The 25,876-nt window shown below is 69.9% G+C and carries 25 protein-coding genes and 1 riboswitch; of the genes, 8 read left to right on the plus strand and 17 right to left on the minus strand.

The window, feature by feature from the left end; translation table 11 throughout:
• Positions 1-15 precede the first annotated feature (15 nt).
• On the plus strand, positions 16-540 hold the full coding sequence (locus tag ACXJJ3_RS08230) for a hypothetical protein (RefSeq protein WP_458169374.1): 525 nt from the start codon (positions 16-18) through the stop codon (positions 538-540).
• Here the strand turns inward: ACXJJ3_RS08230 and ACXJJ3_RS08235 are convergent.
• From ACXJJ3_RS08235 to ACXJJ3_RS08245, 3 genes are read right to left on the minus strand one after another with little or no spacing between them, the layout of a single operon-like run.
• Entirely contained in the window at positions 515-1,522 is a 1,008-nt protein-coding gene (locus ACXJJ3_RS08235) for a pirin family protein (RefSeq protein WP_458169375.1), read from the minus strand. The genes ACXJJ3_RS08230 and ACXJJ3_RS08235 overlap by 26 nt on opposite strands.
• 40 nt (positions 1,523-1,562) lie before the next feature.
• Complete coding sequence (locus tag ACXJJ3_RS08240; RefSeq protein ID WP_458169376.1) at positions 1,563-2,150, minus strand: class I SAM-dependent methyltransferase; 588 nt, start codon at positions 2,148-2,150, stop codon at positions 1,563-1,565.
• A 2-nt stretch (positions 2,151-2,152) separates the two neighbouring features.
• Entirely contained in the window at positions 2,153-3,196 is a 1,044-nt protein-coding gene (locus tag ACXJJ3_RS08245) for a PHP domain-containing protein (protein ID WP_458169377.1), read from the minus strand.
• Positions 3,197-3,379: 183 nt separating this feature from the next.
• Here ACXJJ3_RS08245 and ACXJJ3_RS08250 point away from each other — a divergent pair, with 183 nt between their 5' ends.
• From ACXJJ3_RS08250 to ACXJJ3_RS08275, 6 genes are all read left to right on the plus strand, one after another.
• Positions 3,380-4,594, plus strand: coding sequence for a PucR family transcriptional regulator (locus ACXJJ3_RS08250; RefSeq protein WP_458169378.1), 1,215 nt, complete (start codon positions 3,380-3,382; stop codon positions 4,592-4,594).
• A gap of 79 nt (positions 4,595-4,673) precedes the next feature.
• Entirely contained in the window at positions 4,674-5,864 is a 1,191-nt protein-coding gene (locus ACXJJ3_RS08255; RefSeq protein WP_458169379.1) for an acyltransferase domain-containing protein, read from the plus strand.
• On the plus strand, positions 5,861-6,850 hold the full coding sequence (locus ACXJJ3_RS08260) for a beta-ketoacyl-ACP synthase III (protein WP_458169380.1): 990 nt from the start codon (positions 5,861-5,863) through the stop codon (positions 6,848-6,850). The genes ACXJJ3_RS08255 and ACXJJ3_RS08260 overlap by 4 nt, the downstream gene beginning before the upstream one ends.
• A gap of 74 nt (positions 6,851-6,924) precedes the next feature.
• Positions 6,925-7,173, plus strand: coding sequence for an acyl carrier protein (locus ACXJJ3_RS08265; protein ID WP_130380551.1), 249 nt, complete (start codon positions 6,925-6,927; stop codon positions 7,171-7,173).
• Positions 7,174-7,298: 125 nt separating this feature from the next.
• Complete coding sequence (gene fabF / locus ACXJJ3_RS08270) at positions 7,299-8,534, plus strand: beta-ketoacyl-ACP synthase II (protein WP_458169381.1); 1,236 nt, start codon at positions 7,299-7,301, stop codon at positions 8,532-8,534.
• 107 nt (positions 8,535-8,641) lie between these two features.
• Entirely contained in the window at positions 8,642-10,069 is a 1,428-nt protein-coding gene (locus ACXJJ3_RS08275; RefSeq protein ID WP_458169382.1) for a carboxyl transferase domain-containing protein, read from the plus strand.
• 208 nt (positions 10,070-10,277) lie between these two features.
• Here the strand turns inward: ACXJJ3_RS08275 and ACXJJ3_RS08280 are convergent, their stop codons facing one another.
• The 5 genes from ACXJJ3_RS08280 to ACXJJ3_RS08300 all read right to left on the minus strand — a co-directional run bounded on the left by ACXJJ3_RS08280 (position 10,278) and on the right by ACXJJ3_RS08300 (position 14,271).
• The gene (locus ACXJJ3_RS08280) at positions 10,278-10,775 is read right to left on the minus strand and encodes a DUF3145 domain-containing protein (protein ID WP_325038753.1); all 498 of its coding nucleotides are present in this window, start codon (positions 10,773-10,775) and stop codon (positions 10,278-10,280) included.
• A 181-nt stretch (positions 10,776-10,956) separates the two neighbouring features.
• On the minus strand, positions 10,957-11,292 hold the full coding sequence (locus ACXJJ3_RS08285) for a hypothetical protein (RefSeq protein ID WP_458169383.1): 336 nt from the start codon (positions 11,290-11,292) through the stop codon (positions 10,957-10,959).
• The gene (locus ACXJJ3_RS08290; protein ID WP_458169384.1) at positions 11,292-12,245 is read right to left on the minus strand and encodes a VWA domain-containing protein; all 954 of its coding nucleotides are present in this window, start codon (positions 12,243-12,245) and stop codon (positions 11,292-11,294) included. Before ACXJJ3_RS08290 ends, ACXJJ3_RS08285 begins: the two co-directional genes overlap by 1 nt.
• Positions 12,245-13,207 (minus strand): DUF58 domain-containing protein, encoded by a 963-nt coding sequence (locus ACXJJ3_RS08295; RefSeq protein WP_427895257.1) that lies wholly within the window; start codon positions 13,205-13,207, stop codon positions 12,245-12,247. Before ACXJJ3_RS08295 ends, ACXJJ3_RS08290 begins: the two co-directional genes overlap by 1 nt.
• Positions 13,208-13,236: 29 nt before the next feature.
• On the minus strand, positions 13,237-14,271 hold the full coding sequence (locus ACXJJ3_RS08300; protein WP_458169385.1) for an AAA family ATPase: 1,035 nt from the start codon (positions 14,269-14,271) through the stop codon (positions 13,237-13,239).
• A 253-nt stretch (positions 14,272-14,524) separates the two neighbouring features.
• Between ACXJJ3_RS08300 and ACXJJ3_RS08305 the strand changes: the two genes are divergently transcribed.
• Positions 14,525-15,355 (plus strand): hypothetical protein, encoded by an 831-nt coding sequence (locus tag ACXJJ3_RS08305; RefSeq protein ID WP_458169386.1) that lies wholly within the window; start codon positions 14,525-14,527, stop codon positions 15,353-15,355.
• On the opposite strand, the gene ACXJJ3_RS08310 is transcribed toward ACXJJ3_RS08305, so the two are convergent.
• The 9 genes from ACXJJ3_RS08310 to ACXJJ3_RS08350 all read right to left on the minus strand — a co-directional run bounded on the left by ACXJJ3_RS08310 (position 15,352) and on the right by ACXJJ3_RS08350 (position 25,695).
• Entirely contained in the window at positions 15,352-15,597 is a 246-nt protein-coding gene (locus tag ACXJJ3_RS08310) for a CBU_0592 family membrane protein (RefSeq protein WP_458169387.1), read from the minus strand. The two genes, ACXJJ3_RS08305 and ACXJJ3_RS08310, sit on opposite strands and share 4 nt — an antisense overlap.
• 25 nt (positions 15,598-15,622) lie before the next feature.
• A riboswitch (guanidine-III (ykkC-III) riboswitch) is annotated at positions 15,623-15,691 on the minus strand.
• Positions 15,689-16,480, minus strand: coding sequence for an aldo/keto reductase (locus ACXJJ3_RS08315; RefSeq protein WP_458169388.1), 792 nt, complete (start codon positions 16,478-16,480; stop codon positions 15,689-15,691). (Overlaps the previous riboswitch by 3 nt.)
• An 86-nt stretch (positions 16,481-16,566) precedes the next feature.
• Positions 16,567-19,017, minus strand: a complete 2,451-nt coding sequence (locus tag ACXJJ3_RS08320; RefSeq protein WP_458169389.1) for a LamG-like jellyroll fold domain-containing protein — start codon at positions 19,015-19,017, stop codon at positions 16,567-16,569.
• Positions 19,018-19,099: 82 nt separating this feature from the next.
• Entirely contained in the window at positions 19,100-20,122 is a 1,023-nt protein-coding gene (locus tag ACXJJ3_RS08325) for a lactonase family protein (protein ID WP_458169390.1), read from the minus strand.
• Positions 20,119-21,693 (minus strand): alpha/beta fold hydrolase, encoded by a 1,575-nt coding sequence (locus ACXJJ3_RS08330; RefSeq protein ID WP_458169391.1) that lies wholly within the window; start codon positions 21,691-21,693, stop codon positions 20,119-20,121. The genes ACXJJ3_RS08325 and ACXJJ3_RS08330 overlap by 4 nt, the downstream gene beginning before the upstream one ends.
• A gap of 57 nt (positions 21,694-21,750) precedes the next feature.
• Positions 21,751-22,680, minus strand: a complete 930-nt coding sequence (locus ACXJJ3_RS08335) for an oxidoreductase (RefSeq protein ID WP_458169392.1) — start codon at positions 22,678-22,680, stop codon at positions 21,751-21,753.
• Positions 22,681-22,717: 37 nt separating this feature from the next.
• Positions 22,718-24,055: a M4 family metallopeptidase gene (locus tag ACXJJ3_RS08340; protein ID WP_458169393.1), complete on the minus strand. Its 1,338-nt coding sequence runs from the start codon at positions 24,053-24,055 to the stop codon at positions 22,718-22,720.
• A gap of 734 nt (positions 24,056-24,789) precedes the next feature.
• Positions 24,790-25,020, minus strand: a complete 231-nt coding sequence (locus ACXJJ3_RS08345; protein WP_458169394.1) for a hypothetical protein — start codon at positions 25,018-25,020, stop codon at positions 24,790-24,792.
• A 270-nt stretch (positions 25,021-25,290) separates the two neighbouring features.
• Positions 25,291-25,695: a hypothetical protein gene (locus ACXJJ3_RS08350; RefSeq protein WP_458169395.1), complete on the minus strand. Its 405-nt coding sequence runs from the start codon at positions 25,693-25,695 to the stop codon at positions 25,291-25,293.
• Positions 25,696-25,876: the final 181 nt, after the last annotated feature.

Raw genomic sequence — 25,876 nt, forward strand, 5'->3', positions numbered from 1 at the left:
GCCGATGCTCGGAGCGTGAGCACAACAGAGCGACCCGTCCCCCGCTGGGCCTACGTCCTCGCCCATGCGATCCCGTTCCTCACGCTGCCGTCCGGGCTGTGGCGTCTCGGCCTGGTGTTCGGCTCGTCGATGGGCATGCTGGACGACCAGGGCCAACCGGCGTACGCCGGTGGTCTCGGCACCAAGATCTACATCGTCTCGCTGACGATCTTCTCCGAGCTGGTCGCGCTGACGGCGCTCGGCATGGTCAGCCGCTGGGGCGAGGTCGCGCCGCACTGGATCCCGTTCATCGGCGGCCGCCGGGTCCACCCGTACGCCGCGATCGCGCCGGCCACGCTCGGCGCGCTGAGCCTGATCGCGATCTGGACGTACGGCTTCCGGGACGTCTTCACCAAGGAGTTCATCCCGTTCTCCAGTACGCCGTGGGCCGCCCTGATGATCAGCTGCTACGCACCCCTGCAGCTGTGGGGCCCGTCGCTGCTGGTCCTCACCTGGGCGTACTACCGGCGCCGGGTCAGCGCGCCCGCGGTCGCGGTTTGAGAGTGGTCGCGGGCAACGGCGGCGCCGGGAGGGGTGCGCCGTCGTACCCGGGCACCATCGGGAACCGGTCGTTGCCGCCGGCATCGACCGCGGACTGCCAGGCGTTCCGGGCGGCGACGATCTCCTCGTGGCTGCGGCCGATGAAGTTCCACCACATCACCAGCTCCTCCTCGAACGGCTCGCCGCCGAGCAGCAGCAGCCGTACACCGTTGTCGGAGGCAACCAGTTCGACCGCGTCCCGGCCGGAGCCGAGGTAGGCCATCTCGCCGAAGCCCGCCGTCAGGTCCCCGACGGTGACCGAGCCGTCGACGACCAGCACGGCGTACTCGTCGGACCGGGTGAGCGGGAGGACGACGGTCCGGCCGGGCTCGATCGTGAGGTCCGCGCCGACCAGCGGGGTGTACGCCGGTGCCGGTGACGTGACGCCCGCGACGGTACCGACCATCACGATCAGGTGCGCGCCGTCCAGGTCCAGCTCCGGCAGGTCGGCGTACGCGTCGAACGCGGGCGGCGTCGTCGTCCGGACGCTGTCCGGCAGCGCGACCCACAGCTGCGCGCCGTGCAGGCGCGGTGGGGCGTCCGGCGTGGAGACCTCGGAGTGCGCGATCCCGTCCCCGGCGGTCATGATGTTGAGCTCGCCGGGACGGACCAGCGCGTGCGATCCGACGCTGTCGCGGTGCTCGATCTCGCCCTCGAACAGCCAGCTCACCGTCTGCAGGCTGGTGTGCGGGTGCGGCGGGACGTGCATCCCCGCCTCGCCGGGTACGTCGTACGGGTCGACGCGCCGGGTCAGGTCGTCCGGCCCGTAGTGGTCGACGAAGCACCACGCGCCGACCATCCGGCGGTTCTTGTTCGGCAGCAGCCGCCGGACCTTGGTGGTCCGGCCCAGCACCACCTCGCGCGCCTCGAGCATCTCCAGCGCGGGACCGTCACACTCGCCCGTGCCGACCACTTCCGCCGGGTCCTTCTCGAGATCACTCACAGCAGCCCCTTCCACCGGACGACGCAACGAGCGTACGACGCTAGACCCGGCGCGCGAGCATCAGCTGCAGCAACGGCCAGCTCTCGTCCCGCGCGACGAGCTCGAAGCCGGCCGCGGCGATCAGCTCGTCGTCGACCGGGTCGGTGTGCAGCCCGTGCCGGAACACCGTCTTGACCACGACGTTCCGCGGCCTGCGGAGATCGGCCAGCATCAACCGCCCGTCGGCGGCGAGTACCCGATGCGCCTCGGCCAGCGCCCGCGGCCGGTCGTCCGCCGCGATGTGGTGGAACGCCAGGCACGACACCACCAGCTCGAACGAGCCGTCGTCGAACGGCAGCTCCTGGGCCCGCGCGACCCGGACCTCCGCGTCGTCCGGCAGCCGCCGCCGCACGAACCGAACCATCGTGCCGCTCGGGTCGATGCCCGTCACCCGGCCACCAGGTCCGACCGCGGCGACCAGCCGGCGCGCGAGGTACGCCGTACCCGTCCCGAGGTCGAGCACTCGCTCCCCCGTCCGCGCCCGGCTGAGGCGGACGATCCGGTCGTACACCTTCGGACGTTGCCCGAGGAACACCACCCCGGCGGCGAGGTCGTACAGCCGGGCCTGGTGGATCACGACATCGCTCATGACTAGCTGTTCGTCCAGTCGAGGAGGGTCTCGGAGTCCCACGTGTTGATGACGCGCTCCGGGGCGACGTCGCAATCCTCGGCGCGTTCGCAGCCGTAGACCTGCCAGTCGAGCTGGCCGGGTGCGTGCGCGTCGGTGTCGATCGAGAACAGGCAGCCCGTCTCCACCGCCATCGACAGCAGGCGCTTCGGCGGGTCCAGGCGTTCGGGGCGGGAGTTGATCTCGACCGCGGTGCCGAACTGGCGGCAGGCCTCGAACACCACCTCGGCGTCGAACTCCGACTCCGGCCGGGTACCGCGGGCGCCGGTGATCAGCCGGCCGGTGCAGTGCCCGAGCACGTCGACGTGCGGGTTCGCGATCGCCCGGACCATCCGCTCGGTCATCGGCTCGGACGCCATCCGGAGCTTCGAGTGCACGCTCGCCACCACGACGTCCAGCCGGGCCAGGATCTCGGAGTCGCAGTCCAGCGTGCCGTCCTCGTTGATGTCCACCTCGATGCCGTTCAGGATCGTGAACCCGTCCAGCTCGTCCTGCAGCAACTTGTTGAGCTCGGCAACGACCTCGAGCTGCTGCAGCCGGCGTTCCCGGGACAGGCCGTTCGCGACCGTGAGCCGCGGCGAGTGGTCGGTGAGCGCGATGTAGGAGTGCCCGAGCCGGTGCGCGGTCCGGGCCATCTCCTCGATCGGGCTGCCGCCGTCGGACCACTCCGAGTGCAGGTGCAGGTCGGCCTTGAGGTCGGCGCGCAGCCGGTTGCCGGCCGTGGTCAGCTCGCCCGCCGCCTCCTCGAGCTTCACCAGGTACGCCGGGGTCGCGCCGTCCATCGCCTCGACGATCACGGCCTCGGTCTTCGGGCCGATCCCGGCCAGCTCGGTCAGCGTCCCGGCCCGGCGCCGCGCCCGCACCTCGGTGGCCGGCAGCGCCGCGATCGTGTCCGCGGCCCGCCGGTACGCCTTCACCCGGTGCGTCGGCTGCCGATCGCGCTCCAGGTAGTACCCGATCGCGCGCAGTGCCGCGACCGCCTGGTCCACACCCGCCTTGTCCGTCATTCCCCCATCTTCGCTGGTTGCCCGTCCAGTTGGAGGGTTGCCCACCGGGATTTTCAGTGGGCAACCCTCCAGCTCGGGAGTTGTCCCCTCGGCTGGAGGGTTCGCGGTGAGTGGCTGCGGTGCGGGCTGGGCGGTGGGGCGCGGGCTGGGCGGCGGGGTGGTTGGGCGGGCTATCGTCTGGGGGTGGTGACGAAGGCGCATCGGGCGCGCGCGGACCGGCTGCAGCTGGCCACCGGTGCGCTGGCCACCGCCGCGATGGCGGCGATGGAGGCCAAGCTGCCGTGGTTCGCGAAGCTGTCCGCGCAGGACCGGTCCTGGATCGGGCTGGTCGCGCAGTCCGGGATCTCGGCGTTCGTCGACTGGTTCCGCGATCCCGAGGCGCACTCGTCGATGCCGACCCGGATCTTCGGGTCCGCGCCGCGCGAGTTCACCCGGGTGATCTCGCTGCACCAGACCGTCGACCTGGTCCGGACCACGATCGAGACCATCGAGACCACGATCGGCACGCTGCTGCCGCCGGCCGACGTACCGGTCGTGCACGAGGCGATCCAGCGGTACGCCCGGGAGGTCGCGTTCGCCGCCGCCACCGTGTACGCGCAGGCCGCCGAGATGCGCGGCGCCTGGGACGCCCGGCTGGAGGCGCTGCTGGTCGACTCGGTGATCCGCGGCGAGACCGACGAGACGGTCCGCTCCCGCGCCTCCGCCCTCGGCTGGACCGGCGGCATCGGTACGACGGGGTCGGCCGAGGTGGCCGTGGTGGTCGGACGGGCGCCCGAGGCCGAGACGCCGCCGCCCGCCACCGGCAGCTCGTCCGTCGTGGACATGGTCCGGCACGCGGCCCGCGAGGCGGGTGCTGACGCACTGTGCGCGATCCAGGGCGACCGGCTGGTGGTGGTTCTGGGCGGGACCGGCAAACCTGTGGAGATCGTACAAAAGCTCGCCCGCTGGTTCGGCCCCGGCCCGATCGTCGTCGGGCCGGTCGTGAAGGACCTGATGGCGGCCGTCACCTCGGCCCGCGCGGCGGTCGCCGGGCTCCGCGCGGTCGCCGCCTGGCCGGGGGCGCCGCGGCCGGTGCACGCCGACGAACTGCTGCCCGAACGGTCACTCTCCGGAGACGGCCACGCCCGCCGGCAGCTCGCGAACGAGGTTTACGCCCCGCTCACCGCAGGCGACGGAGCGCTCCTCGACACGGTCTCGGCGTACCTGGACTCCGGCGGCTCGATCGAGGCGACGGCCCGGGCGCTGTTCGTGCACGCCAACACCGTCCGGTACCGGCTGAAGCGTGTGGCGGACCTCACGGGCTACAACCCGCTGAATCCCCGCGACAGTTTCACCTTGCGTGTCGCACTGACCCTGGGCCGCCTGCTCAATCCCGAGGCGGGAACGCCGGCTTTGTAGGATCTCCACAAAAGCGGGCCGGTAGAATTCGTGCTCGCCGCGCGGCTCCGAGCGAGCCAGGCTGAGGGAGAGTTGTCACGTGCTCGTCATCGTCGCACCCGGTCAGGGTGCTCAGACCCCAGGATTCCTCGAGCCGTGGCTGGCGGATCCCGTGTTCGAGAGCCGGCTGCACTGGCTCTCCGCGGTCGCCGGTCTCGACCTCGCCCACTACGGCACCGAAGCCGACGCGGACACGATCCGGGACACCGCGATCGCGCAGCCGCTGCTGGTCGCGTCCGGCATGCTGGCCGCGCTGGCCGTGTTCCCGCACCCGGGCGACGCGTTCGCCACGGTCAGCGCGGTCGCCGGGCACAGTGTCGGCGAGCTGGCCGCCGCGGCCGGGACCGGCGTACTGACCGCCGAGCAGGCGATGGTGCTGGTCCGCGAGCGTGGCAAGGCGATGGCCGCCGCGGCCGCCCTCACCCCGACCTCGATGACCGCGGTCCTCGGCGGCGACCGGGACGAGGTGCTGGCCAAGCTCGCCGAGCACGGCCTGACCCCGGCGAACGACAACGGCCCCGGCCAGATCGTTGCCGCCGGCACCGTCGACGAGCTGGCCGCGCTGGCCGCGGACCCGCCGGCGAAGGCCCGGCTGATCCCGCTGTCGGTGGCTGGCGCCTTCCACACCAAGCACATGGAGCCCGCGGTCCAGACGCTGGCGAAGTACGCGACCGCGGTCAGCACCCACGACCCGCGGACCCGGCTGATCTCGAACCGGGACGGCCACGTCGTACACGACGGCCGGGACGTCCTGCAGCGGCTGGTCACCCAGGTGAACGCGCCGGTCCGCTGGGACCTGTGCATGCAGACCATGTCCGACCTCGAGGTCACCGGCATCCTGGAGCTGCCCCCGGCGGGAACGCTCACCGGCATCGCCCGGCGGGCCCTCAAGGGCGTCGAGACGTTCGCGCTGAAGACGCCGGACCAGCTCGACGACGCCCGCGCGTTCGTCGAGAAGCACGGCAGCCCGTCCGAGATCGACAGCTCCCCCACCTGGCGGCTGCTGGTCGCCCCGATCAAGGGCACCTTCACCCGCGCCGGGCAGACCCGCCGGGAGACCGGCGACACGGTCGCGACCGGCGAGGTGGTGGCGAAGGTAGCCAGCCTGCGCGACGAGGTCGAGGTGACCGCACCGCACGGGGGCATCGTGGTCGAGTGGCTCGCCGAGGAAGGCGACCCGGTCGCCCCCGGCCAGCCCCTGCTCCGGCTGCACCCCGCGAGTTCGTCGTGATCACCCCGTCCACCGGCGCGCAGTACGCCGGCATCCTCGGGCTGGGGTCGTACCGGCCGCGGCGCGTCGTACCGAACTCCGAGATCCTGGAGCAGATCGACTCCAGCGACGAGTGGATCCAGACCCGGTCCGGGATCAAGGAACGCCGCTGGGCCGACGACGACGAGACCGTACTGGCGATGGCGGTGAGCGCGGCCAAGGACGCGCTCGCGGAGTCCGGCGTGGACCCGGCCGACATCGGCTGCGTGATCGTCGCGACCGTCACGCACCTGTACCAGACGCCGGCGATCGCGACCCAGGTCGCCGTCGGCGTCGGCGCCCCGACCGCGGCCGCGTTCGACATCTCGGCCGCCTGCGCCGGGTTCTGCTACGGCATCGCGATGGCGAACGACCTGGTCCGCGGCGGCAGCGCGAAGTACGTGCTGGCGATCGGCGTCGAGCGGCTCAGCGACATCACCGACCGCACGGACCGCAGTACGGCGTTCATCTTCGCCGACGGCGCCGGGGCCGCGGTCGTCGGACCGGCCGACGAGCCGGGGATCGGCCCGGTGGTGTGGGGCTCGGACGGGACCCAGCACCAGGTGATCAGCCAGCGGGAGTCCTGGCGGGAGGTGTACGGCACCTACAACTGGCCGCACCTGACCATGGACGGCAACCCGGTGTTCCGCTGGGCGTCGTTCGAGATGGCCAAGACCGCGCAGCAGGCGCTGGACGTGGCCGGGGTGAAGGCCGAGCAGCTCGACCTGTTCGTCCCGCACCAGGCGAACATGCGGATCACCGACGCGATGCGCCGGGCGCTCAAACTGCCCGAGCACGTGAAGGTCGCCCGCGACATCGAGCGCCAGGGCAACACGTCCGCGGCCTCGATCCCGCTCGCGATCACCGCGATGCGCGAGAACGGCGAGGCCAAGAGCGGCGACCTCGCACTGATCATCGGATTCGGGGCGGGCCTCGTCTACGCCGCCCAGGTGATCAAGCTTCCGTAGTCCATAGTTGTCCGAGGCAGCTCAGGTGGCTGCTTCGGCAGTAAGTCAGCAGAAATCCGAAAGGGAACCAAGAGATGGCCAGCACCGAAGAGATCCGTTCCAGCCTCGCCGAGATCGTGAACGAGATCGCCGGCATCCCGGTCGAGGACGTCCAGCTGGACAAGTCCTTCACCGACGACCTCGACGTCGACTCGCTCTCCATGGTGGAGGTCGTGGTGGCCGCCGAGGAGAAGTTCGACGTGAAGATCCCCGACGACGAGGTCAAGAACCTCAAGACCGTCGGCGACGCCGTCGCGTTCATCGAGCGCGCCCAGAACGGCTGACGTACGCCGTGCTGGCCGGTGCTCACCGGGCCACACTCCGGTGAGCACCACGCAGTACCCGAAGGACTTGCACGACCACCCCTCGCTCCCAACCGCAGAACGTCCATGTGAAGGATGAGGTAACCATGTCGAAGACCCGAGTCGTCATCACTGGGCTCGGAGCCACGACCCCGCTCGGGGGCGACGTGGCCAGCTCCTGGGAAGGGTTGCTGGCCGGCCGCTCCGGCGCGCGGCGGCTGACCGACGAGTGGGTGCAGAACCTGGCGGTGCAGATCGCCGCACCGGCCGCGGTCGAGCCGACCGACGTGCTCGAGCGGGTCAAGGCCCGCCGCCTCGACCGGACCGCGCAGCTCGCCGTCGTGGCCGCCCGCCAGGCCTGGGCCGATTCCGGCCTGGAGGACTCCGGCCTGGACAAGGAGCGGCTCGGCGTCGCGGTGGCCTCCGGGATCGGCGGCCTGCACACCACGCTGTCGAACTACGACGCCCTGCAGTCCAACCCGCGCCGGGTCTCGCCGCTGGCGATCCCGATGCTGATGCCGAACTCGTCGGCGGCGTACGTGTCGCTGGAGCTCGGCGCGAAGGCCGGCGTGCACACCCCCGTCTCGGCCTGCGCGTCCGGCAACGAGGCGATCTGGCTCGGCCTCGACCAGATCCGGCTCGGCCGCGCGGACGTGGTCGTCGCCGGCGGCGCCGAGGGCGCGATCATGGCGCTGCCGCTGGCCGCGTTCGGGATGATGCAGGCGCTCAGCAAGCGCAACGACGAGCCGGAGAAGGCGTCCCGTCCGTGGGACGTGGACCGCGACGGCTTCCTGCTCGGTGAAGGCGCCGGGATCCTGATCCTGGAGTCGTACGAGCACGCGAAGGCGCGCGGCGCGAAGATCTACGCCGAGCTCGCCGGCGCCGGGATCTCTGCCGACGGGCACGACATCGCGCAGCCCGACCCGACCGGATCCGGCGCCCGCCGGGCGATGGAGCGGGCACTGTCCGAGGGCGACCTGACCCCGGCCGACATCGTGCACATCAACGCGCACGCCACGTCGACGCCGCAGGGTGACATCGCCGAGTCGCTGGCGATCCGGCAGGCGCTCGGCAAGCACGCCGACCACGCGGTCGCCACCGCGCCGAAGTCGATGATCGGCCACCTGCTCGGCGGCGCCGGCGCGGTCGAGTCGGTCGCCACCGTGCTGGCCCTGTACCACCGGGTGTCGCCGCCGACCATCAACGTCGACAAGCTCGACGACCAGATCGAGCTGGACGTCGCGACCGAGCAGCGCAAGCTGCCCGACGGCGACATCGCCGCGCTGAACAACTCCTTCGGGTTCGGCGGCCACAACGCCGCCATCGCCTTCAAGTCGGTCTAGTACGCCGTCCGCCGCCCGGCCGAGACCTGGCCGGGCGGCCTCAGCTCCTTCCCGCCCGGCGGGATCCGCCGGGCGGCTCCCAGCTCCTTCACACCCCGGAGGACCGCATGACCGCGACCGCACCCGCCAGACCGGCGAAGCTCCCCCGCGAGCTCGATCCCCGGAACCCCGTCAGCCGGCTGACCAACCTGCTCGATCCCGGCAGCCTGGAGCTCATCACGCCGGACAACCTGTCCGGGATGGTCGCCGCCCGCGGCACCGTCGAGGGCGCTCCGGTCGTCGCGTTCTGCTCGGACGCCACCGTCATGGGCGGCGCGATGGGCGACGAGGGCTGCGACGTCGTCGTCCGGGCGTACGAGGTCGCGCGCGCCGAGCAGCTGCCGGTCATCGGGCTCTGGCACTCCGGCGGCGCCCGGCTCGCCGAGGGCGTCCTCAGCCTGCACGCGGTCGGCAAGATCTTCTACGCGATGACGCAGGCGTCCGGGAAGATCCCGCAGATCTCCGTCGTGCTCGGCCCAGCCGCGGGCGGCGCGGCGTACGGACCGGCGCTCACCGACATCGTCGTCCTCGGGCCCGAGGGCCGGATCTTCGTCACCGGCCCGGACGTGGTCCGCTCGGTGACCGGCGAGGACGTCGACATGCTGCGGCTCGGCGGCCCCGAACCACACGGCCGGCGCTCCGGCGTCGTCCACATCACCACCGACTCCGAGGCCGCCGCCCTCGAGCAGGCCCGCCGCCTCACCGACCTGCTCGCGAACCAGGGCACGATGTCCACGGACATCCCCGACACCGACCTGTCCGGATTTCTCCCGGAGTCGGCGAAACGCGCGTACGACGTGCACCCGCTGGTCGGCGGCGTCCTCGACGAGGACTCCCCCGTCGAACTGCACCAGCGCTGGGCGCCGAACATCGTCACCACCCTCGGCCGGCTCGGCGGCCGGACGGTCGGCGTGATCGCGAACAACCCGCTCCGGCTCGGCGGCTGCCTCGACGCGCTGTCGGCGGAGAAGGCGTCCCGGTTCGTCCGGATGTGCGACGCGTTCGGCGTACCGCTGGTGGTGCTGGTCGACGTACCCGGGTACCTGCCCGGCGTCGGCCAGGAGTGGGACGGCGTCGTACGGCGCGGCGCGAAGCTCCTGCACGCGTTCGCGGAGGCCGTCGTACCGCGGGTGACGCTGGTGACCCGGAAGACGTACGGCGGCGCGTACATCGCGATGAACGCCCGCTCGCTGGGCGCCACCCGGGTGTTCGCCTGGCCGCGCGCCGAGGTCGCCGTGATGGGCGCCGTCGCCGCCGTCCGGGTCCTGCACCGCCGCAAACTCGCCGAGGTCGACCCGGAGCTCCGCCCCCAGGTCGAGGCCGAGCTCGCCGCCGAACACGAAAAGATTGCCGGCGGCATCGACCGCGCCCGCGAACTCGGCGTCGTCGACGAGATCGTCGAACCGGACCGCACTCGTACGGCGCTGGCCGCCGCACTGGCGAAGGCCGAAGCGGACGGCCCGGTCCGCGGTGCGCACGGGAACATCCCGCTCTGAACAGCCTGAAGGGCGCGAACCCTGAGGTTCGCGCCCTTCACGTGGTGCGGCCGCTGTTGTTCCCAACCACCGGGGGTGTCCCGACACCCGGTGGCCCAGCGGCCACGGCCCCTCCCACCCTTGTGCAACGTCTGATGCTCAGTCTCATCGAAAAGTTCGCGGAAAGCTCTGCTCTTCACGGCTTTCTTCAGAAGTTCTCAGGAACCGCTTAGACGACCTGGTGCAGCCAGCGCACCGGGGCGCCGTCGCCTGCGTACCGGAACGGCTCCAGTTCGTCGTCCCACGGGCGGCCGAGCAGGCGCTCGACCTCCTCGGTCAGGTCGGCCTCGCCGGCGGCCGCCTTCAGCATCGCGGCCTTCAGCCGCTCCTCGGGGACCATGATGTCGCCGTGGACGCCGGTGGTCGCGTGGAAGATGCCGAGCTCGGGCGTGAACGAGTACCGCTCGCCCTCGGCGCCGTTGCTCGGCTCCTCGGTGACCTCGAACCGCAGCTTCTGCCAGCCGCGCAGGGCAGATGCCAGTTTGGCCGCGGTACCGGCCTCGGCCTGCCAGGACAGCTCGGCCCGGTACGTGCCCTGGGCCGCTGGTTGCGGCGTCCAATCCAGTTTCACGGGCACGCCAAGGATGCCGCCCGCTGCCCACTCGACATGCGGGCACAACGCTGACGGCACCGTGTGGACGTACAGAACGCCACGAGTCGTCGCCACCGGGACCTCCTGTGCTCGAGGGGCGCCTTCCCCAGCGTTCTCGAAGCAGCTCGTCGACCTCGGTGCTTATGCGTCTCTCAGGGCATCACAAGACGACCCGCGAAACACGTGTCCATCTTGCACCACCACCCCCGGAAACACCAGTAACCTCGCCGTGTCAACCACATCACGGTCGTGTCGCTCAGCCGACCCGGCCGGGCAGCGCCGCGGCGTACGCGTCGACGTCGCGCTGCTGGTTCTTCAGCGCCTTGCGCTGCCAGACCCGGATGATCCCGTCCGGCCGCCCGGACACGTTGCTGATCCGGTACGTCACCTCGGTGCCCTCGCCGTACGCCGCGAACGTGTACTCACCGCGGTACCAGAACTGCCCCTGCATGCCGACCGTGGCGCCGTCGAGGTCCATCGAGACGCCCGGCGGGCTGCCGAGCAGGATCTTGCAGCGCTCCTCGGTGAGGAACGGCCGCACCCGCTCGAACGGTACGTCGGCGACCGCGCGGGCCGTCCCCAGCAGCCCCATTACGGGAACCGGGAGGCGAGGGCGATGCAGGCACCGGCCGCGGCCAGCGTGAACAGCATCGCGATGCCGGCGTACCGGGCGGTGACCTCCTTGTCGACCTCGTCGTACCCGACCGAGGAGCCGATGTCCTTGTAGACGTCCTTCAGCTCGCCGGCCGACTCCGCGGTGTACGCCTCGCCGCCGCTGATCTCGGCGATGCTGCGCAGCTCCGCGCGGTCCGGTGGCACCCGCTGCCGGATGCCGTCCATCTCGATGAAGCCGGAGTCGGTGCCGAAGCAGATCGTGTAGATCGGGGTGTTCTTCGCCTTCGCGGCCTGCGCGCCCTCCTGGGCGGTCCGGCCGACGGTGCGCTTGCCGTCCGACAGCATCACGATCCGCGCCGGGGCCGGGTCGTTCGGGTGCGCCGGGTCCGGCGGGACCTGGGTGAGCGCCTGCAGCGAGGTGAAGATGCCCTCACCGGTCGCGGTCGACTCGGCCAGCTCGAGCCCGTCGATCGACCGATCTATGGTCGACCGGTCCGTGGTCGGCGGCACGATGATCGACGCCGTACCGGCGAAGTTCACCAGTGCCACGTTGAACTTCGTCGGCAGGTTGTTGACGAACTCCTTCGCCGACTCCTTCGCCGCCTCCAGCCGGTTCGGCTCGATGTCGGTGGCCATCATCGACAGCGAGACGTCGATCGCGACCACGATCGTGGCCCGCTCACGCGGCACCTTGACCTTGGTCTTCGGCTGCGCGAACGCCAGGATGCAGCTCAGCGCGGCCAGCAGCGCCAGACCGACGGCCAGGTGCCGGCGCCACTGCGGGCGGCGCGGCGCGACCCGGTCGAGCAGCGCGATGTTGGTGAAGCGCAGCGCGTACTGCGAGCGGCGGTGCTGAAGAAAGAGGTATCCCGCCAGGATCAGCGGGATCAGGATCAGGAACCACAGTCTGGCCGGAGACAGGAACTCCATCAGCGAGCCACTCCCTTCGGCGGTTGGTGCAGGCGGGGCGCCACCCGCCGGTAGGCGAGCACGAACCGCACGGTGTCGGCGACCCAGTCGCGGTCCGTCCGCAGGACGAGGTGTCCGGCACCTACCCTACGCAGGGCGGCCCGGGTTCGTTCCCGCTGCGCGAGGGCGGCGACCTCGAACGCCTCGCGGATCTTCCGCCGCCGGGTGTCGATCTCGCGGACCTCGCCGGTCTCTGGGTCACCGATCGTGACGACGCCGATGTTCGGCAACTCCAGCTCGCGCGGGTCGACGATCTCGACCGCGAGCACCTGGTGCTGGGCGGTCAGCTTGCGCATCGCCCGCTCCCAGGACGGCTCCACCTGGCTGGCCACCTCGCCGTCCTGCGGGGTGAGGAAGTCCGACACGATCACCCGCAGCCCGCGCTTGCGCTGCGTCCGGGCCATCGACTCCAGCGCCGCGGCCAGGTCGCTGCGGTGTGCCTCCTCGTCGCCGCTGAACTGCTCGGCGAGCAGCGCCCGGAGCAGGCCGTAGAGCGCCAGCCGCCCGGACCTGGCCGGCCACCGGCGGAGCGCCGAGTCGCGCAGCATCAGCCCGCCGAACCGGTCGCCGAGCCGGTGGGTCAGGAACCCGACGGTGGCGACCGCGGCCACGGCGAGCTCGCGCTTCTCGAGGCGCGACGTACCGAAGTCCATCGAGGCGGACAGGTCGACCAGTGCCCAGGTCTCCAGCTCACGGTCCGCGATCAGGTCCCGGACGTGCGGGATCGTCGTCCGCGCGGTGACCGCCCAGTCCATCCGGCGGACGTCGTCGCCGACCTGGTACTCGCGGGCCTCGGCCAGCTCGGTCCCGGGACCCGGCAGCAGGCCGAGGTGCTCACCGTGCAGGTAGCCCTCCAGCCGCCGAACGACGGTCAGCTCCAGCCGCCGCAGCGCACGCTCGGGAGCGAGCTGCGAGATCGTCATCGCAGCTCGTGGATCGGGGCGGTTCGGCACTAGACGAACTCCGGGCGGCCCGAGCCGTCGTTGCCGTCGCGCCACACCGGCTGCGGCGGCGGGACGGTGGCCAGGATCCGCTCGATCACGGCCCGCGGGTCGATGTTGTCCGCGACCGCGTCGAACGTGAGCCCGAGCCGGTGGCCCATCACGTCCAGCGCGACCGTCTGGACGTCGCTCGGCAGCAGGTAGTCGCGGCCGTGGATCAGCGCCAGCGCCCGGCCGGCCGCGATCAGGCCCAGCGTCGCCCGCGGGCTGACGCCGAGCTCGATGATCGGCTCCAGGTCGGGCAGATGGAAGTCGGTCGGCGTCCGGGTCGCCATCACCAGCCGGACGGCGTACTCCGCGACCAGGTTGTGCACGAACACCTGCTCCGCGGACCGCTGCAGCTCGAGGATCGTCTCCGGCTTCAGCACCTGCCGCGGCGCCGGCGGGTCGACACTCATCCGGCGGAGGATCTCGAACTCCTCGTGGCCGCGCGGATGCGGTACGTCGATCTTCACCAGGAACCGGTCCCGCTGCGCCTCGGGCAGCGGGTAGACGCCCTCGGACTCGATCGGGTTCTGGGTGGCGATCACGATGAACGGCTTCGGCATCGGGAACGTCTGGCCGCCGATCGACACCTGCTGCTCGGCCATCAGCTCCAGCATCGCCGACTGCACCTTGGCCGGCGCCCGGTTGATCTCGTCGGCGAGCACGAAGTTCACGAACGTCGGGCCGAGCTCGATGTCGAAGGTCTCCCGGGTCTGCCGGTAGATCCGGGTACCGACGATGTCGGAGGGGACCAGGTCAGGCGTGAACTGGATCCGGGCGAAGCTGCCGCCGACCACGCTGGAGAACGTCCGGACCGCGAGCGTCTTGGCGACACCCGGCACACCCTCGAGCAGGCAGTGGCCCTTGGCCAGCAACGACACCATCAGGGTCTCGACCATGTGCTCCTGGCCGACGATCACCCGCTTGACCTCGCCGACGGCCTCGCCGATCAGCCGGGACTGCTGGGCCACCGTTCCCGCCGGCACCGTGGTTTCGGTCATGCCTGTCCTTCCGGGGCCCGCACCCGAGCCTTGTCATTCCCCACTTCACAACATCGGCCATTCCATCAGATCACCGGGGCCAGCGCCCGCCAGGCCCACCTAATCCTCCCCCGCCCACCCAAATCCGGCGCGTCCTGCGCTCTTTGGGCCCCCACCAACCATCTGTGGGCCGGCCAGATGGTTGGTGGGGGCTCAAAGAGCTCGGTGGTGGGCGTCGCGACAGTGCTACCAGGGATGTGGTGGGATTGGGGTGATGACCGCGACCGAATCCCAGCCTGAGGTGCAGCCTGACGACCGGCCTGCGCTGGAGATTCCGGACGCCTTGCCGCTGCAGCCCGAGGACCCGCCGCGGGTCGGCGAGTACTGGCTGCGCGGGCGGCTCGGGGCGAACGCGGCCGGGTTCCTGTACACCGCCGCCACCGAGGACGGCCGGGACGCGATCGTCGCGATGATGACCGAGGGCTCCGCCGACGACGCGGCCGCCCGGGAGCGGTTCGTGCACGCCGTCGACGACCTGCCGGACGACGCCGTCCTGGCGCACAACGACACAGACGACGAGGATCTCGCGCTCTGGGCGGCGTTCGGGCCGATCCGCGCCGACGACGGGTCCAGCGCGGCGTCCGACGAGCGGCTGCTCGCCGAACGCCGCGGCGAGGACGTGCTGTCCGCGGTACTGATGGACCGGATCCCGCAGCCCGGGAAGCTCCGCGGCCCGGACTTCCGGCACTACTGGGAGAACCGGCGGCGCCCCGGCCTGTTCCGGATCTGGCCGCTGCCGTGGCCGAACGCGCTCCGCCCGGCGTCGCGGTGGGCGTTGGCGTTCGCGTTGCTGACGATGGCGCTGATCATGGCGCTCGCCGTGTTCCTGGCCTGGCTGCTGTTCCGGCACGCCGCGCCGCTGGAGCCGGAGCCCGTGATCCCGACACCGACCAACACGGCCACGGTCACGGTGACCCCGACCACACCGCCGCCGGGCACCGGCTCGCCCACCCGGAGCCCGTCACTGACGCCGACCACCGGCGTCCCGACGCCGGCGCCGACCGGAACTCCCGGCGGCTCGCCGACGCCTGGATCGAAGCTCTAGGCCTGCTGCTTCTTGCGGAGGCTGATCAGGCCGAGGAGGCTGATCACGGCCCAGCTGCCTTCGAGGAGCAGGAAGCCCCAGGAGAGCTGGACGGCCGCGATCGTTGCCAGCACCCCCGATCCGAGCAGGTTCAGCAGCTGGTACGTGACGGTGCGCTGCTGCAGGCGTCCGGCCTGGGCAGCGGCGAAGGCGATCAGAATGGTGACCGCACCAACGATTTCGAGGATATCGAGCGCGTGCATGACGACGGCCCCCTCCAGTGAGGGCTGGGCGTCGTCTTGTCAGACCGGGTACGACGCCGCTCGTCCGGGGAGCTCGCTGGACCGCGAACTCCTAGTCCGAGGATAGCAAGCGGCGCAGGTCCGGGTCCTTCCAGAGTCGCTCCGGGACCGGCTGGCGGACGAGGGCGGCGTCGGCGCGGATCTCCGCGGGGGATGCCGCGGTGATCAGGACCGAGGTGACGGCGGGATGCCGGCTCGGGAACGCGAGCGCTGCCTGCGGGAGCGAGACGCCGTACCGCTCGCAGACGGCCGAGATCCTTCTGGCCTGGACTGTTTCGGGTTGGAGGACGAGTGCTCCTGACACGATGACCGCGACGCCGCGTGCGAGGCAGCGGTCCAGGAGTGGTTTGGCCTGCTGGTCGAGCAGGGAGTAGTGGTCGGTCAGCAGTACGCAGTCCAGCTCTACCTCCCGCATGACCCGCTCAAGCTCCCCCCACTCCCCACCAACCACCCCAACCGCCCTCACCACTCCGTCCCGCCGCAGCCTCCGCGCAGTCCCGAAGGCCGCCTGACAGTCCGGCTGGACGAAGACGAGGTCGATCGCGAGGCCGAGGGCTTGGCTGCTCTTGCGGATCGACTCCTCCGGGTCGTCTCCCCCGACCCTGGTCGACACCAGGAACTCGCCCCGCGGCCGCTGCCGCAACGCCGTACCGAGCCGGTCCTCGGAGTGCGCGTACGCCGGTGACGTGTCGAAGAACCGGATGCCCGCCTGGTACGCCGCGTCGACCGTGGCGATCGCCGTCGCCTCGTCCGGCTCACCGAGATGCGACCCGCCGAGCCCGAACCGCGGCGGCCGGAACCGAACCGCCGAACGCGGAGCGAGCAACTGGCTGGGTACGGCCATCACACTCACCTCCGCTGATCGGCTACCTCAAGGATCAGGGCTCGGCGGACTCTTCGCATCTCGAATCTAGCGCCCCGTTCAGGACGCTAGCGCCCGGAGTGGTACAGCGCCTCCACTTCCGCGTCGGTGAGGGCTCGGTCGTACAGGTGGACCTGGTCGACCGTCCCGTCCAGGTAGTCGACCGGGTTGCCGCCGAACTTGGCGCGGCCGATCACGGTGTTCCCGGTCGACACCGAGTCCAGCGAGCAGGCGGACTTGGTCGCGACCAGCTGCCCGTCGACGTACAGCTTCAGCTCGCCCTTCACGACATCGCGGACGCCGGTCACGTGGTACCACTGGCCCGGATTCGGCTTCGTCGGAGCAAGTGCGCGTACGCCGGGGAAGCTCATCGCGAACCGCTGGTCCTGACCGGAGTACTGCAGGAAGAACGCGCTGTCGCGATCCCCGTCCTGGCTGACGAACGTCTGGAACGCGCCGTCCGCCTTGTTGAGCTTCACCCAGGCGCTCGCGGTGTAGTTCTTCGTGGTGTCGAGCAACGCCGCGCCGGTGTCGACGTACTGCCCGGCGCCGTTCAGCGCCACGCCCTGGCCGTTCTTGCCCTCGGCGTACGTCGCGCCCTGTTCGAGCGTCGCGTCGTTGTTGCCTACGGCATCTTCACCGGATCCGTCGAGCGGGTAGAAGTGGATCCCGTCCACGCCCGGCGTCCCAGGCCCGGGATCCGGCACGCCGGTACCGCTCCCGTCCGCATTGTCGACAATCTGCTTGTTGACTTTCCGCACCTGCGCGAAGTCCATCTTCGGCACCCGGCGGTCGTAGGTGAAGAACCCGTTCAGCTCCCCCTCGACATCGGTGATCTGCGTGTACACCGACCCGCTGATCCCGCACTGCCGCGCCGATCTGAGCACGTTCTCCTGGTTCTCGACGTACCTGTGGGTCAGCGTCGCCGAGTCCGGCTCCATCTCGTACGCCGACCCGTCGCCGAACCACATGTGGTCCGCGACCTTGAGCCCGAACCCGCCGTGCTCGCCGTCGACCGCGGCCCGGTCGGCCGTCGGCATCGTCGTCGCCGGCCCGAGGTACGCGTGGTAGTCGAGGAGGCTGCCGCGCCCGGAGTCGCCGTGCGAGTTGCAGCAGTTCACACCGCTGTGCGCGTCGACGAGCCGGGACGGGTCCTGCGCCGCGACCGCGTCCGCGACCTGGCCGGTCTCGGTCCGGTCCCACTCGCCCCAGCCCTCGTTGAACGGGACCCAGACCGTGATCGACGGGAAGCTCTTGTGCTCCTCGATCATCTCGTGCAGCTCGGACTTCCACTGGGTACGCCAGGGCTCGGGCATCGCGTCGGTCTTGGACGCCGGCATGTCCTGCCAGACCATCAGGCCGAGCTTGTCGGCCCAGTAGTACCAGCGGTCCGGCTCGACCTTGATGTGCTTGCGGACGGTGTTGAACCCGAGCCGCTTGTGCTGCTCGAGGTCGAAGCGCAGCGCGGCGTCGGTCGGGGCGGTGTTCAGCCCGTCCGGCCAGAAGCCCTGGTCGAGCGTCGACAGGTTGAACAGGATCTTCCCGTTCAGCGCCATCCGGAGCTTGCCGTCGGCCCCTTTCTGCAGCCCGACCTGGCGCATCCCGGCGTACGAGCCGACCTGGTCGACCACCTTGCCGCGGTCGAGCAGCCGGACCTTCAGGTCGTACAGGAACGGATGGTCCGGCGACCAGGTCTTCGGTTTCGGGATCCGCAGCCGGAGCTCGGTGTTCGCCCTACCTGTCGTATTGCCGACAATCCTATTGTTGTCGAACGCCGTCACCTCGACGTCGAGGCCGGCCGGGGCGGTCGCCGTCACCTTCAGGGTCTGGTTCGGCAGGTCCGGTGTGGTCTGCAGGCGGCTGATCGAGGCCGCGTACACCGGCTCCATCCAGACGGTGCGCCAGATACCGGAGCTGCCCTGGTAGAAGATGCCGTGGTCGCTGACCTCGCGCTGCTTGCCGATCGGCTGGTACGTCTCGTCGGTCAGGTCCTCGGCCCAGACGATCAGCTCCTGCGGGCCTTTCGCGTGCAGCGCGCTGGTCACGTCGACGTCGAAACCGTCGTACCCGCCGCGGTGGGTGGCGACCTGGACGCCGTTCACCCAGACTTTGGCGTCGTAGTCGACGGCGCCGAAGTGCAGCAGGAGGTGCTTGCCCTTCCAGTTGGCCGGGACGTCGAAGGTCCGCCGGTACCACATCCGGTCCTCGTGCTTCTGCAGGCCGGAGAGCGCGGACTCGATCGGGTACGGGACGAGGACCTGTTCCGGGAGCGTGCGGCCGATCGGCGGCTGCTCGTCCGGTGCGGCGGCGGACCACTGCCAGAGGCCGTTGAGGTTGCGCCACTCAGGGCGGGTCAGCTGCGGTCTCGGGTATTCCGGAAGCGCGTTCGCCGGTGAGACGTCGGCGGTCCAGGGCGTGGTGAGGGGCGGCGTACCGGCGTGCCAGTCCGGGGTTGCCTGGGTGGTGGGGACGGCGGCCGCGGAGGCGACGAGCGCGGCGGCCGCGAGGAGCTTGAGCATGGGCGAGGTCCTTTCGCGGGGCGGGGAAAGGGCACCTTTATGACAGCGCTCTCACCACAAAAGCGCAAGAGCTCGCGCATGATCAAACATTGACGCAGACCGGTGTCGGCGTACCGAAGTCCCCGGTCTGGGTCAGTGTCCCGGCTGCCTGGTCGACCGCGAACGTGGTCACGTTGTTCGACTTCTGGTTCGCGACGAACAGCAGCGTGCCGGTCGGGTCGAACGCGGCGTGCCGCGGCCAGTCGCCGCCGCAGCTCGGCGTACCGATCAGCTCGAGGCCGGCGCCGGCGGTGCGGAAGATCGCGATGCTGTTGTGGCCGCGGTTGGTCACGTAGACGAACCGGCCGTCGGGCGAGGTGAGGATCTCACCCGGGTAGTTCTGCGGGCCGGTGCCGGGCGTCATCGGCTTGGTCGCGAGCGGGGTGAGGATGCCGTCGTCGTACCCGCAGATCGTCACGGTGCTGTCGAGCTCGTCGGCGACGTACGCATAGTTGCCGGACACAACGAGGTGTCGCGGGCCGGCGCCGGCCTTGAGCTTCGCCTGGTGCTGCAGAGCGAGTTTCCCGCTGGCGAGCGTGTAGGTGTAGACCGAGTCGGTACCGAGGTCCACGGCGAGCACGTACTTCCCGGCCGGCACGACCTGGTGCGCGTGCGGCGCGGATCCCTCGTGCTTGACCAGGTCGGTTTGTTGCCCGAGGCTACCGTCCGCGGCGATCGGGTGGACGGCGATGTCGCCGGATCCGTAGTTCGCGCTGAGCAGGTGATCGCCGATCTTGGCCAAGTGGCACGGGCCGGATCCCCTGTTGGGTTGACGATTGAGCACCTTCGGCGTCGTGGAGATGTCGATCGCGGTCACGGTGCCGGCGTCCTGCTCGTCGACGGCGTACAGCAGCTTGCCTTCGCGGATCACGAACGACGGATCCGGTACGTCGGCGATCGTCCCGGTCCTGGTGATCTTGCCGTGGCCGTCGTACGTCGCGATGCCGACACCGTCGCCGTACGTGCCGAGGTACATGGTGCCGCCGGCCACCCGCGGCCGGATGGCCCGGTACGTCGGGACGGCGGCCGCGGTGAAGCCGAGGAACACCCGGCGCGTGACGGTCACGACGCCACCGGGACGCTGATCGACGACGGATCACCGGCCGGCGAGCTGAACGTCACCGTCGAGCCGATCACGCTCCGCCCGAGATACCGCGGATCCACCGTGTCGACCACGAGCACCAGGTGATGCCCGGCCGGCACCTCCCAGCTCGTCGCTTCGAGCTGTACGTCGACCGCGACCGCCTTCCCCGGCGTTGCCCCGCGCAACGTGTACGGCTTGTGCGACATCAACGATCCGACGCCGAGCGCGTCCACGTCGTACAGGTATGCGAACAGCGACGTGGACGCCGCCGACGGCCGCACGGTGACGTGCACCTTCGGCTGGCCGTTCACCACCGTCGCCCGATCGAAGGCCGGCCCCGACCACACGCCCGCGAACGACCGATCCACGAGCGGCGTCGCGACACCTGTGGGGATTGTCAACAATCCTTGCAAAGCGCCGGAGACCAGCGCGACCCCGCTGTCCGCGACCGTCGGCACCCCGGCCCCGATCGCACGGCTCCACCCGGTCGACGCCGTACCCTGCAACGCGCCGGCCTTCGTCAGGTACGACGTACGCTCCTGGCCGACCGCCGCCCAGCTCGAGTACCCGCGCCACACGCCGCGCTGCGACTTCAACTGCACCGGCGCCTCGGTGTCGGCGCCGTTGTCGGCGCCGGTCAGGTAGTGCCGCAGCCAGCCGGCGAGCTCGCTCCAGGTCTCGTTCGGCAGCCCGACCGCACCGGTCGCCTCCGGGGTCGCGTGGTCGCCGTGCGCCAGCAGCAGCCGCTTCGGCCCGGTCAGCCGGGTGAAGAAGTCCGTGTACTGCGACGGCGGGAAGATCGAGTCCTCGAACGCGTTCGCCAGGAAGATCGCCGGTTTGTTGGCATTCAGATTGTCGACCATCGTCGCCGCAGACCGTACCGGCGACAGTTGCTTGGCCTCCGCGATCGCCCCGTCGAAGTCACCGGTCACGAACTTCGACTGCAACGACGCCATCTCCGGACCGGGCCGCCCGGTGACATTGCCCAGGGCAAGCAGACCGGCGACGGCCTGCAGCGCGACCGTGTCGTTCGGGTCCAGCGACCGGATCAGGTCCGCCCAGCCGCTGAGCGCGCCGACGGCCTTGATCCGCGGATCCTTCGCGGCCGCGAGTAACGCCGTACCGGCGCCGTAGGAGATCCCCACCGCCGCCACGCGACTCGTGTCGGCGGGCGTGTGCTGACCGGCCCAGTCGATCACCTTGCTGACGTCCGCGACGGTCGGCGGCCCGGCGATGTCGATCCCGCCGCCGGTGTCCCAGAACCCGCGGCTCGAGTACGAGATCACCTGGAACCCGGCGGTCGCCAGCTTCGCGCCCTGGCCGACGTACTCGGCGTTCGGCAGGCCCCAGCTCGACGGCATCACCACGAGCGGGAACGGCCCGTTGCCCTGCCCGGTCGGCGTCAAGACGACGGCGCCGATCCCGATCCCGCCGGCGCCGGGGATCCGCTGGTACGACGTACTGAAGCCGGCTGTTGTTTCACTCGCCTGTGCACGTGGACCGATCGTGATCAGCGTCAGGACGACTGCGACGGCGGCGGCAAGTCTGCGCACGGGGACCTCCGGCATAGGGGAACTACCGGAGGGTAACTAAAAGCTGCCCCTGTGTCACTACCTCGGCACGGTGAGTACCGGATCCACGCCGGTCGCCTCGACCGACCACGCCCACAACCGCCGCGCCAGCTCCGGATCCTGCGCGGTCCGCGCCGGCAGCACGACCTTCGGCGTACCGCGGTACTCGAAGAAGCTCGGGCCGACGAACGATCCCGGCCGCAGGTCCGCGTACGTCGCGGCGTACAGGCTCGGCCAGGCGCCCGCCGCGGCCGGCTGCGCAACCAGCCGGGTCGCAGCACCCCAGAGCTGCGCCTGCAGCGCGTTGCCGGCGAGCTCCGGCCCGGCAGCCTGCAAATGCGTCGAGGCGTACCCGGGATGCGAACCCACGCTCAGCAGGTCGGCACCGGCCGCCCGGGCGCGCCGATCCAGCTCCAGCATGAAGAGCAGGTTCGCGAGCTTCGACCGGCAGTACGCGTCCCACTTCCGGTAGCTGCTTGCCGGCCGTCGCAGGTCCTCCTGGCTGACGCCACGCGCGCCCTTGTGCATGAACGAGCTGACCGTGACCACCCGGCTGCCCTTGAGCAGCACCGGCAACAGCCGACCGGTCAGCGCGAAGTGACCGAGATGATTCGTCCCCAGCTGCAGCTCGAACCCGTCGACCGTCTGCCGGTACGGCGGCGCCATCACGCCGGCGTTGTTGACCAGCACGTCCAACCGGTCGTACGTCGCCCGGACCTCGTCCGCGGCACGCTGCACGCTCGCCAGATCGGCCAGGTCCAGCTCGAGCACCGTCGGCGCCCGGCCGCCCTGCTGGGTCAGTCGTTCCGCCGCCCGGGCCGTCTTCTCCGGGTTGCGCGCGGCAACTATCACGTCGGCGCCGTGCCGGAGCAACTCCAGCGCGGTCTCGTACCCGATCCCGCTGGTGGCGCCGGTGACCAGCGCCCGTCGGCCCGTGAGGTCGGGGATGTCCGCAGTACTCCAGGTCATGCGCCCACAGTAGCCGCGGGCGCACGACCTGGTCGGATCACAGGATCTTGCGCGCCTTGAACGCGTCGGTCACCGTCTGCGCGGCAGCCTTGCCGTACAGCAGCCGGGCCGCCTGCACGGTGTCCTGCGCCGCACCCGCGAACGAGGTGTCCGGGTCGTAGAAGAACGTCGCCTCGAGGATCAGCTTGTCCGCCTTCGTCCGGCCGAGCGACTGCTGGATGTCCCAGAGCGCCCGCGACCAGATCTCGCCGTCGTCGTGGACCTCACCGTCGATGTCGTCGGTCGTCTTGGTCCCGTCCGTGCGGCGCAGGCAGTGCGGCTCGTCGGTCGTGTACGACGTCGCGTCCCAGTCCATCACGCACGGCAGGTTGAAGCCCTTGCTGACCGGGACCGAGTTCGTCACGGCCCAGTAGTCGCCGAAGCCCTCACCGATCGCGCCGGCCTGCTCCGACTCCCCGAACCCCGGCACCACGTCGTCCTGGATCGCGTGCCCGTACTCGTGCCAGATCACCTCGGCGTCCTCGGCGTCGTCGACCCCGCCCTCACCGGTGGTGATCATGTCCGTCGAGGGGTCGTAGAACGAGTTGTCCCCCGCGTACGTGTCGACGCTGAAGTCCTGCGACTCGTTGTTGACGTCGGTGAACCCGAGTTTCTGGATGTACTCCTGCGTCTGGTTGATGTGGTAGTACACCATCACCTGCTCGAACTTCTCGTTCGCCCGCTGGTACACGAACGTGTTGTTCTTACTCTGCGCGACGCCGCCCTTGGCTTCCTTGATGTTGACGTAGGTGCCGTTGAGCTTCCCGGACCCGTCCAGATTCCGCAGAATGACATTCTTCTGCGCCAGGAACAACGCGTCCTGGTTCTTGTCGTTCATGTCGGTGAGCTTCTCGTTCTGCTCACTCACCACCGGATTCGGATCGAACACCGACCCACGCCCGTCGATGTTGTCACTGATCACCTTCGACGCGACGACCTTGCCGGACTTCGCATCCACCAACGACCGCGTAACCCCCTCAGCCGACCGGCTGGTCACATTCCACACCACCCGAGCATCCGGCCCCCCGACCACCGCCAACTGCGCCGCCCCACTCGTCGCCTCCGGCTGCCGCACCAAACTCTTCTCCGGCCCCGCAACCCGCCGCGCCCGAGCACTCACCGCCGAATTAGCAGCCTGAGTCGCAGTCCCCGCAGCAACCGTCGCCCTCACATCAAGCCCCGCCGGCACCGCATCCCGCCCGTCCGCAACCTCGACGGCCCCATCCTTCCCCACATGCTTCGCGTAGTACCCGTTGACAACCGGCAACCCCTTGAACGTCTGCTGATACCAGTAATGCGTCCCCAGCAACGACGTCTTCGTCTTCACCAACTTCAACCCATCAGCATCCGCCACCGGCGCCGCCCCCGCAGCACTAGTGAACGACAACCCCAACAAAGCCGCCACCAACCCACCAGCCACGGCAAGCAACGCCTTACGACCTCTCGGCATCATCCACTCCCACCCTCTGTCGCGTAACACACCCACTACGATCCGTCGACCCTAGTTCCGCCCAGTACTCGCTGTGAAGCAGATCGTGACGACAACCACCCCCAACAAGGGAAAACCCTGCCAACCGCCAACCGCAAGTCCCCCGGCATTCCTGAGGCAAGCCTGGCCCGGGCCGCGGATGGCGTCGTCAACCTCCTGGGCGTCGGGCCGGCGGCAACACCGCGCACGCACCCTGTCGCCCAGGTCACGGACCTGACCACGTCGATGTCCGCTCAACACCCCAACCCGCGCCACTCAAGACACCGCCCAGAACCCCCACGCGGCGCAGCTCAACCTTCAAGCCGGCGTCAACCCACTCCGCCGGCGACCTCTCCGGGGTGATCGCCCGGCCGATCGAGTCCAGTCAACAATTCATCATCCAGCTCACAGACTGTCGACGACGCCGCACCCGCGATGACCACCACCCAGACACAGCCCCGCTGGTCACCCCGCGCCGACGCTCCTCCTCCACCACGCGGCCCCTGCCGGAACGCCTCCTGACGCCGTTCACGGCGACCAACCAAGGGCCACATAACGCACAGCAGCCCGACCCCAAGGGGTCGGGCTGCTGTGGCTCGCGCCTACGAACGCCGAATCTGCAGCAGCAGAGCCGACACCGCAGCTACGAGCGGCAAAAGCCCCGGAGAGAACACCGCGATCACGGCAACCACGATAAGGACAATCTGCGCGACCCGCCGAAGCAGGACAATCAGACTTCCCATCAACGAGGTCAACGCAACCAGGTTGGCATTCCAACGCTCAACTTTCTTTTCGAAAGCAGTGCGCTTACGACGGGTGTTCGCAGCAACCATCGGACCCAACTCCTGATGGACAGGTGAAAGATCGCCAGAAGTTGCTCTAACAACCACATGGCGAATCGATCACAAGTGAACGAAAGCACCATGTGGTACTTCTGTCTTTGAGCCAAAGGTAGCAAGCGTGACCGACTCACGACCAGCGACATGCGACGCGCAGCATGCATCCGGTATCGTTCATGTGTCAGTGGAGGTGCTCTAACACCGTTGATGCTGATCGGACCGCGGCGCATCAATCGGACCCAACTCCGTGCGCCGCGGTCCGCTTCATCCGCGCAGGTTGACCAGCACTGGGCCGACCCGAGCACCGTTCGATCTGGCGAGTGAAACCAGAGAATGACCTGGTGGCACGCCGGTGACGATGTCCGAGACAGTCCATCTGGCTCGCTCGATGCGCCGCGCGCTGTAGCCGGAGGTACGACTCTCGGTCCGGCCGCCGACCGATCCGTACTCGTCGTAACGGACGCCCGAGGTTGAGCTTCGGCTGATGGTCGTCTCGGTGATGTATTGGTCGCCGAACCACCGCGAGAAGATGTCTGCGTCCGCGGGATCGATGCCGCCGAAGACAGCCCTGCACCCAGTCGAGCCGAAGACTGTCGCGCGCACGTCTATCGGAAAGTCCGACATGGACCAGCATGCGATCTCAATGCGGCGGACGCTGATGCTTATCATCTCGCCCTCGAATGCGGCGCCCGGGCCGTACGACTTACCGGATCGGACGACAGACGTAGCGCTGCTGTTGAAGGTCCTTGCTGATCGCCTGGCCACCACCGCAGGAAGTGTCCACGTCGGCAGAACCAACGCCGGGCGTGTGATCTAGCCTTCTGCAGTCCGCGACCTAGCCATCAACAAA

The organism is Kribbella sp. WER1, from assembly GCF_054189145.1.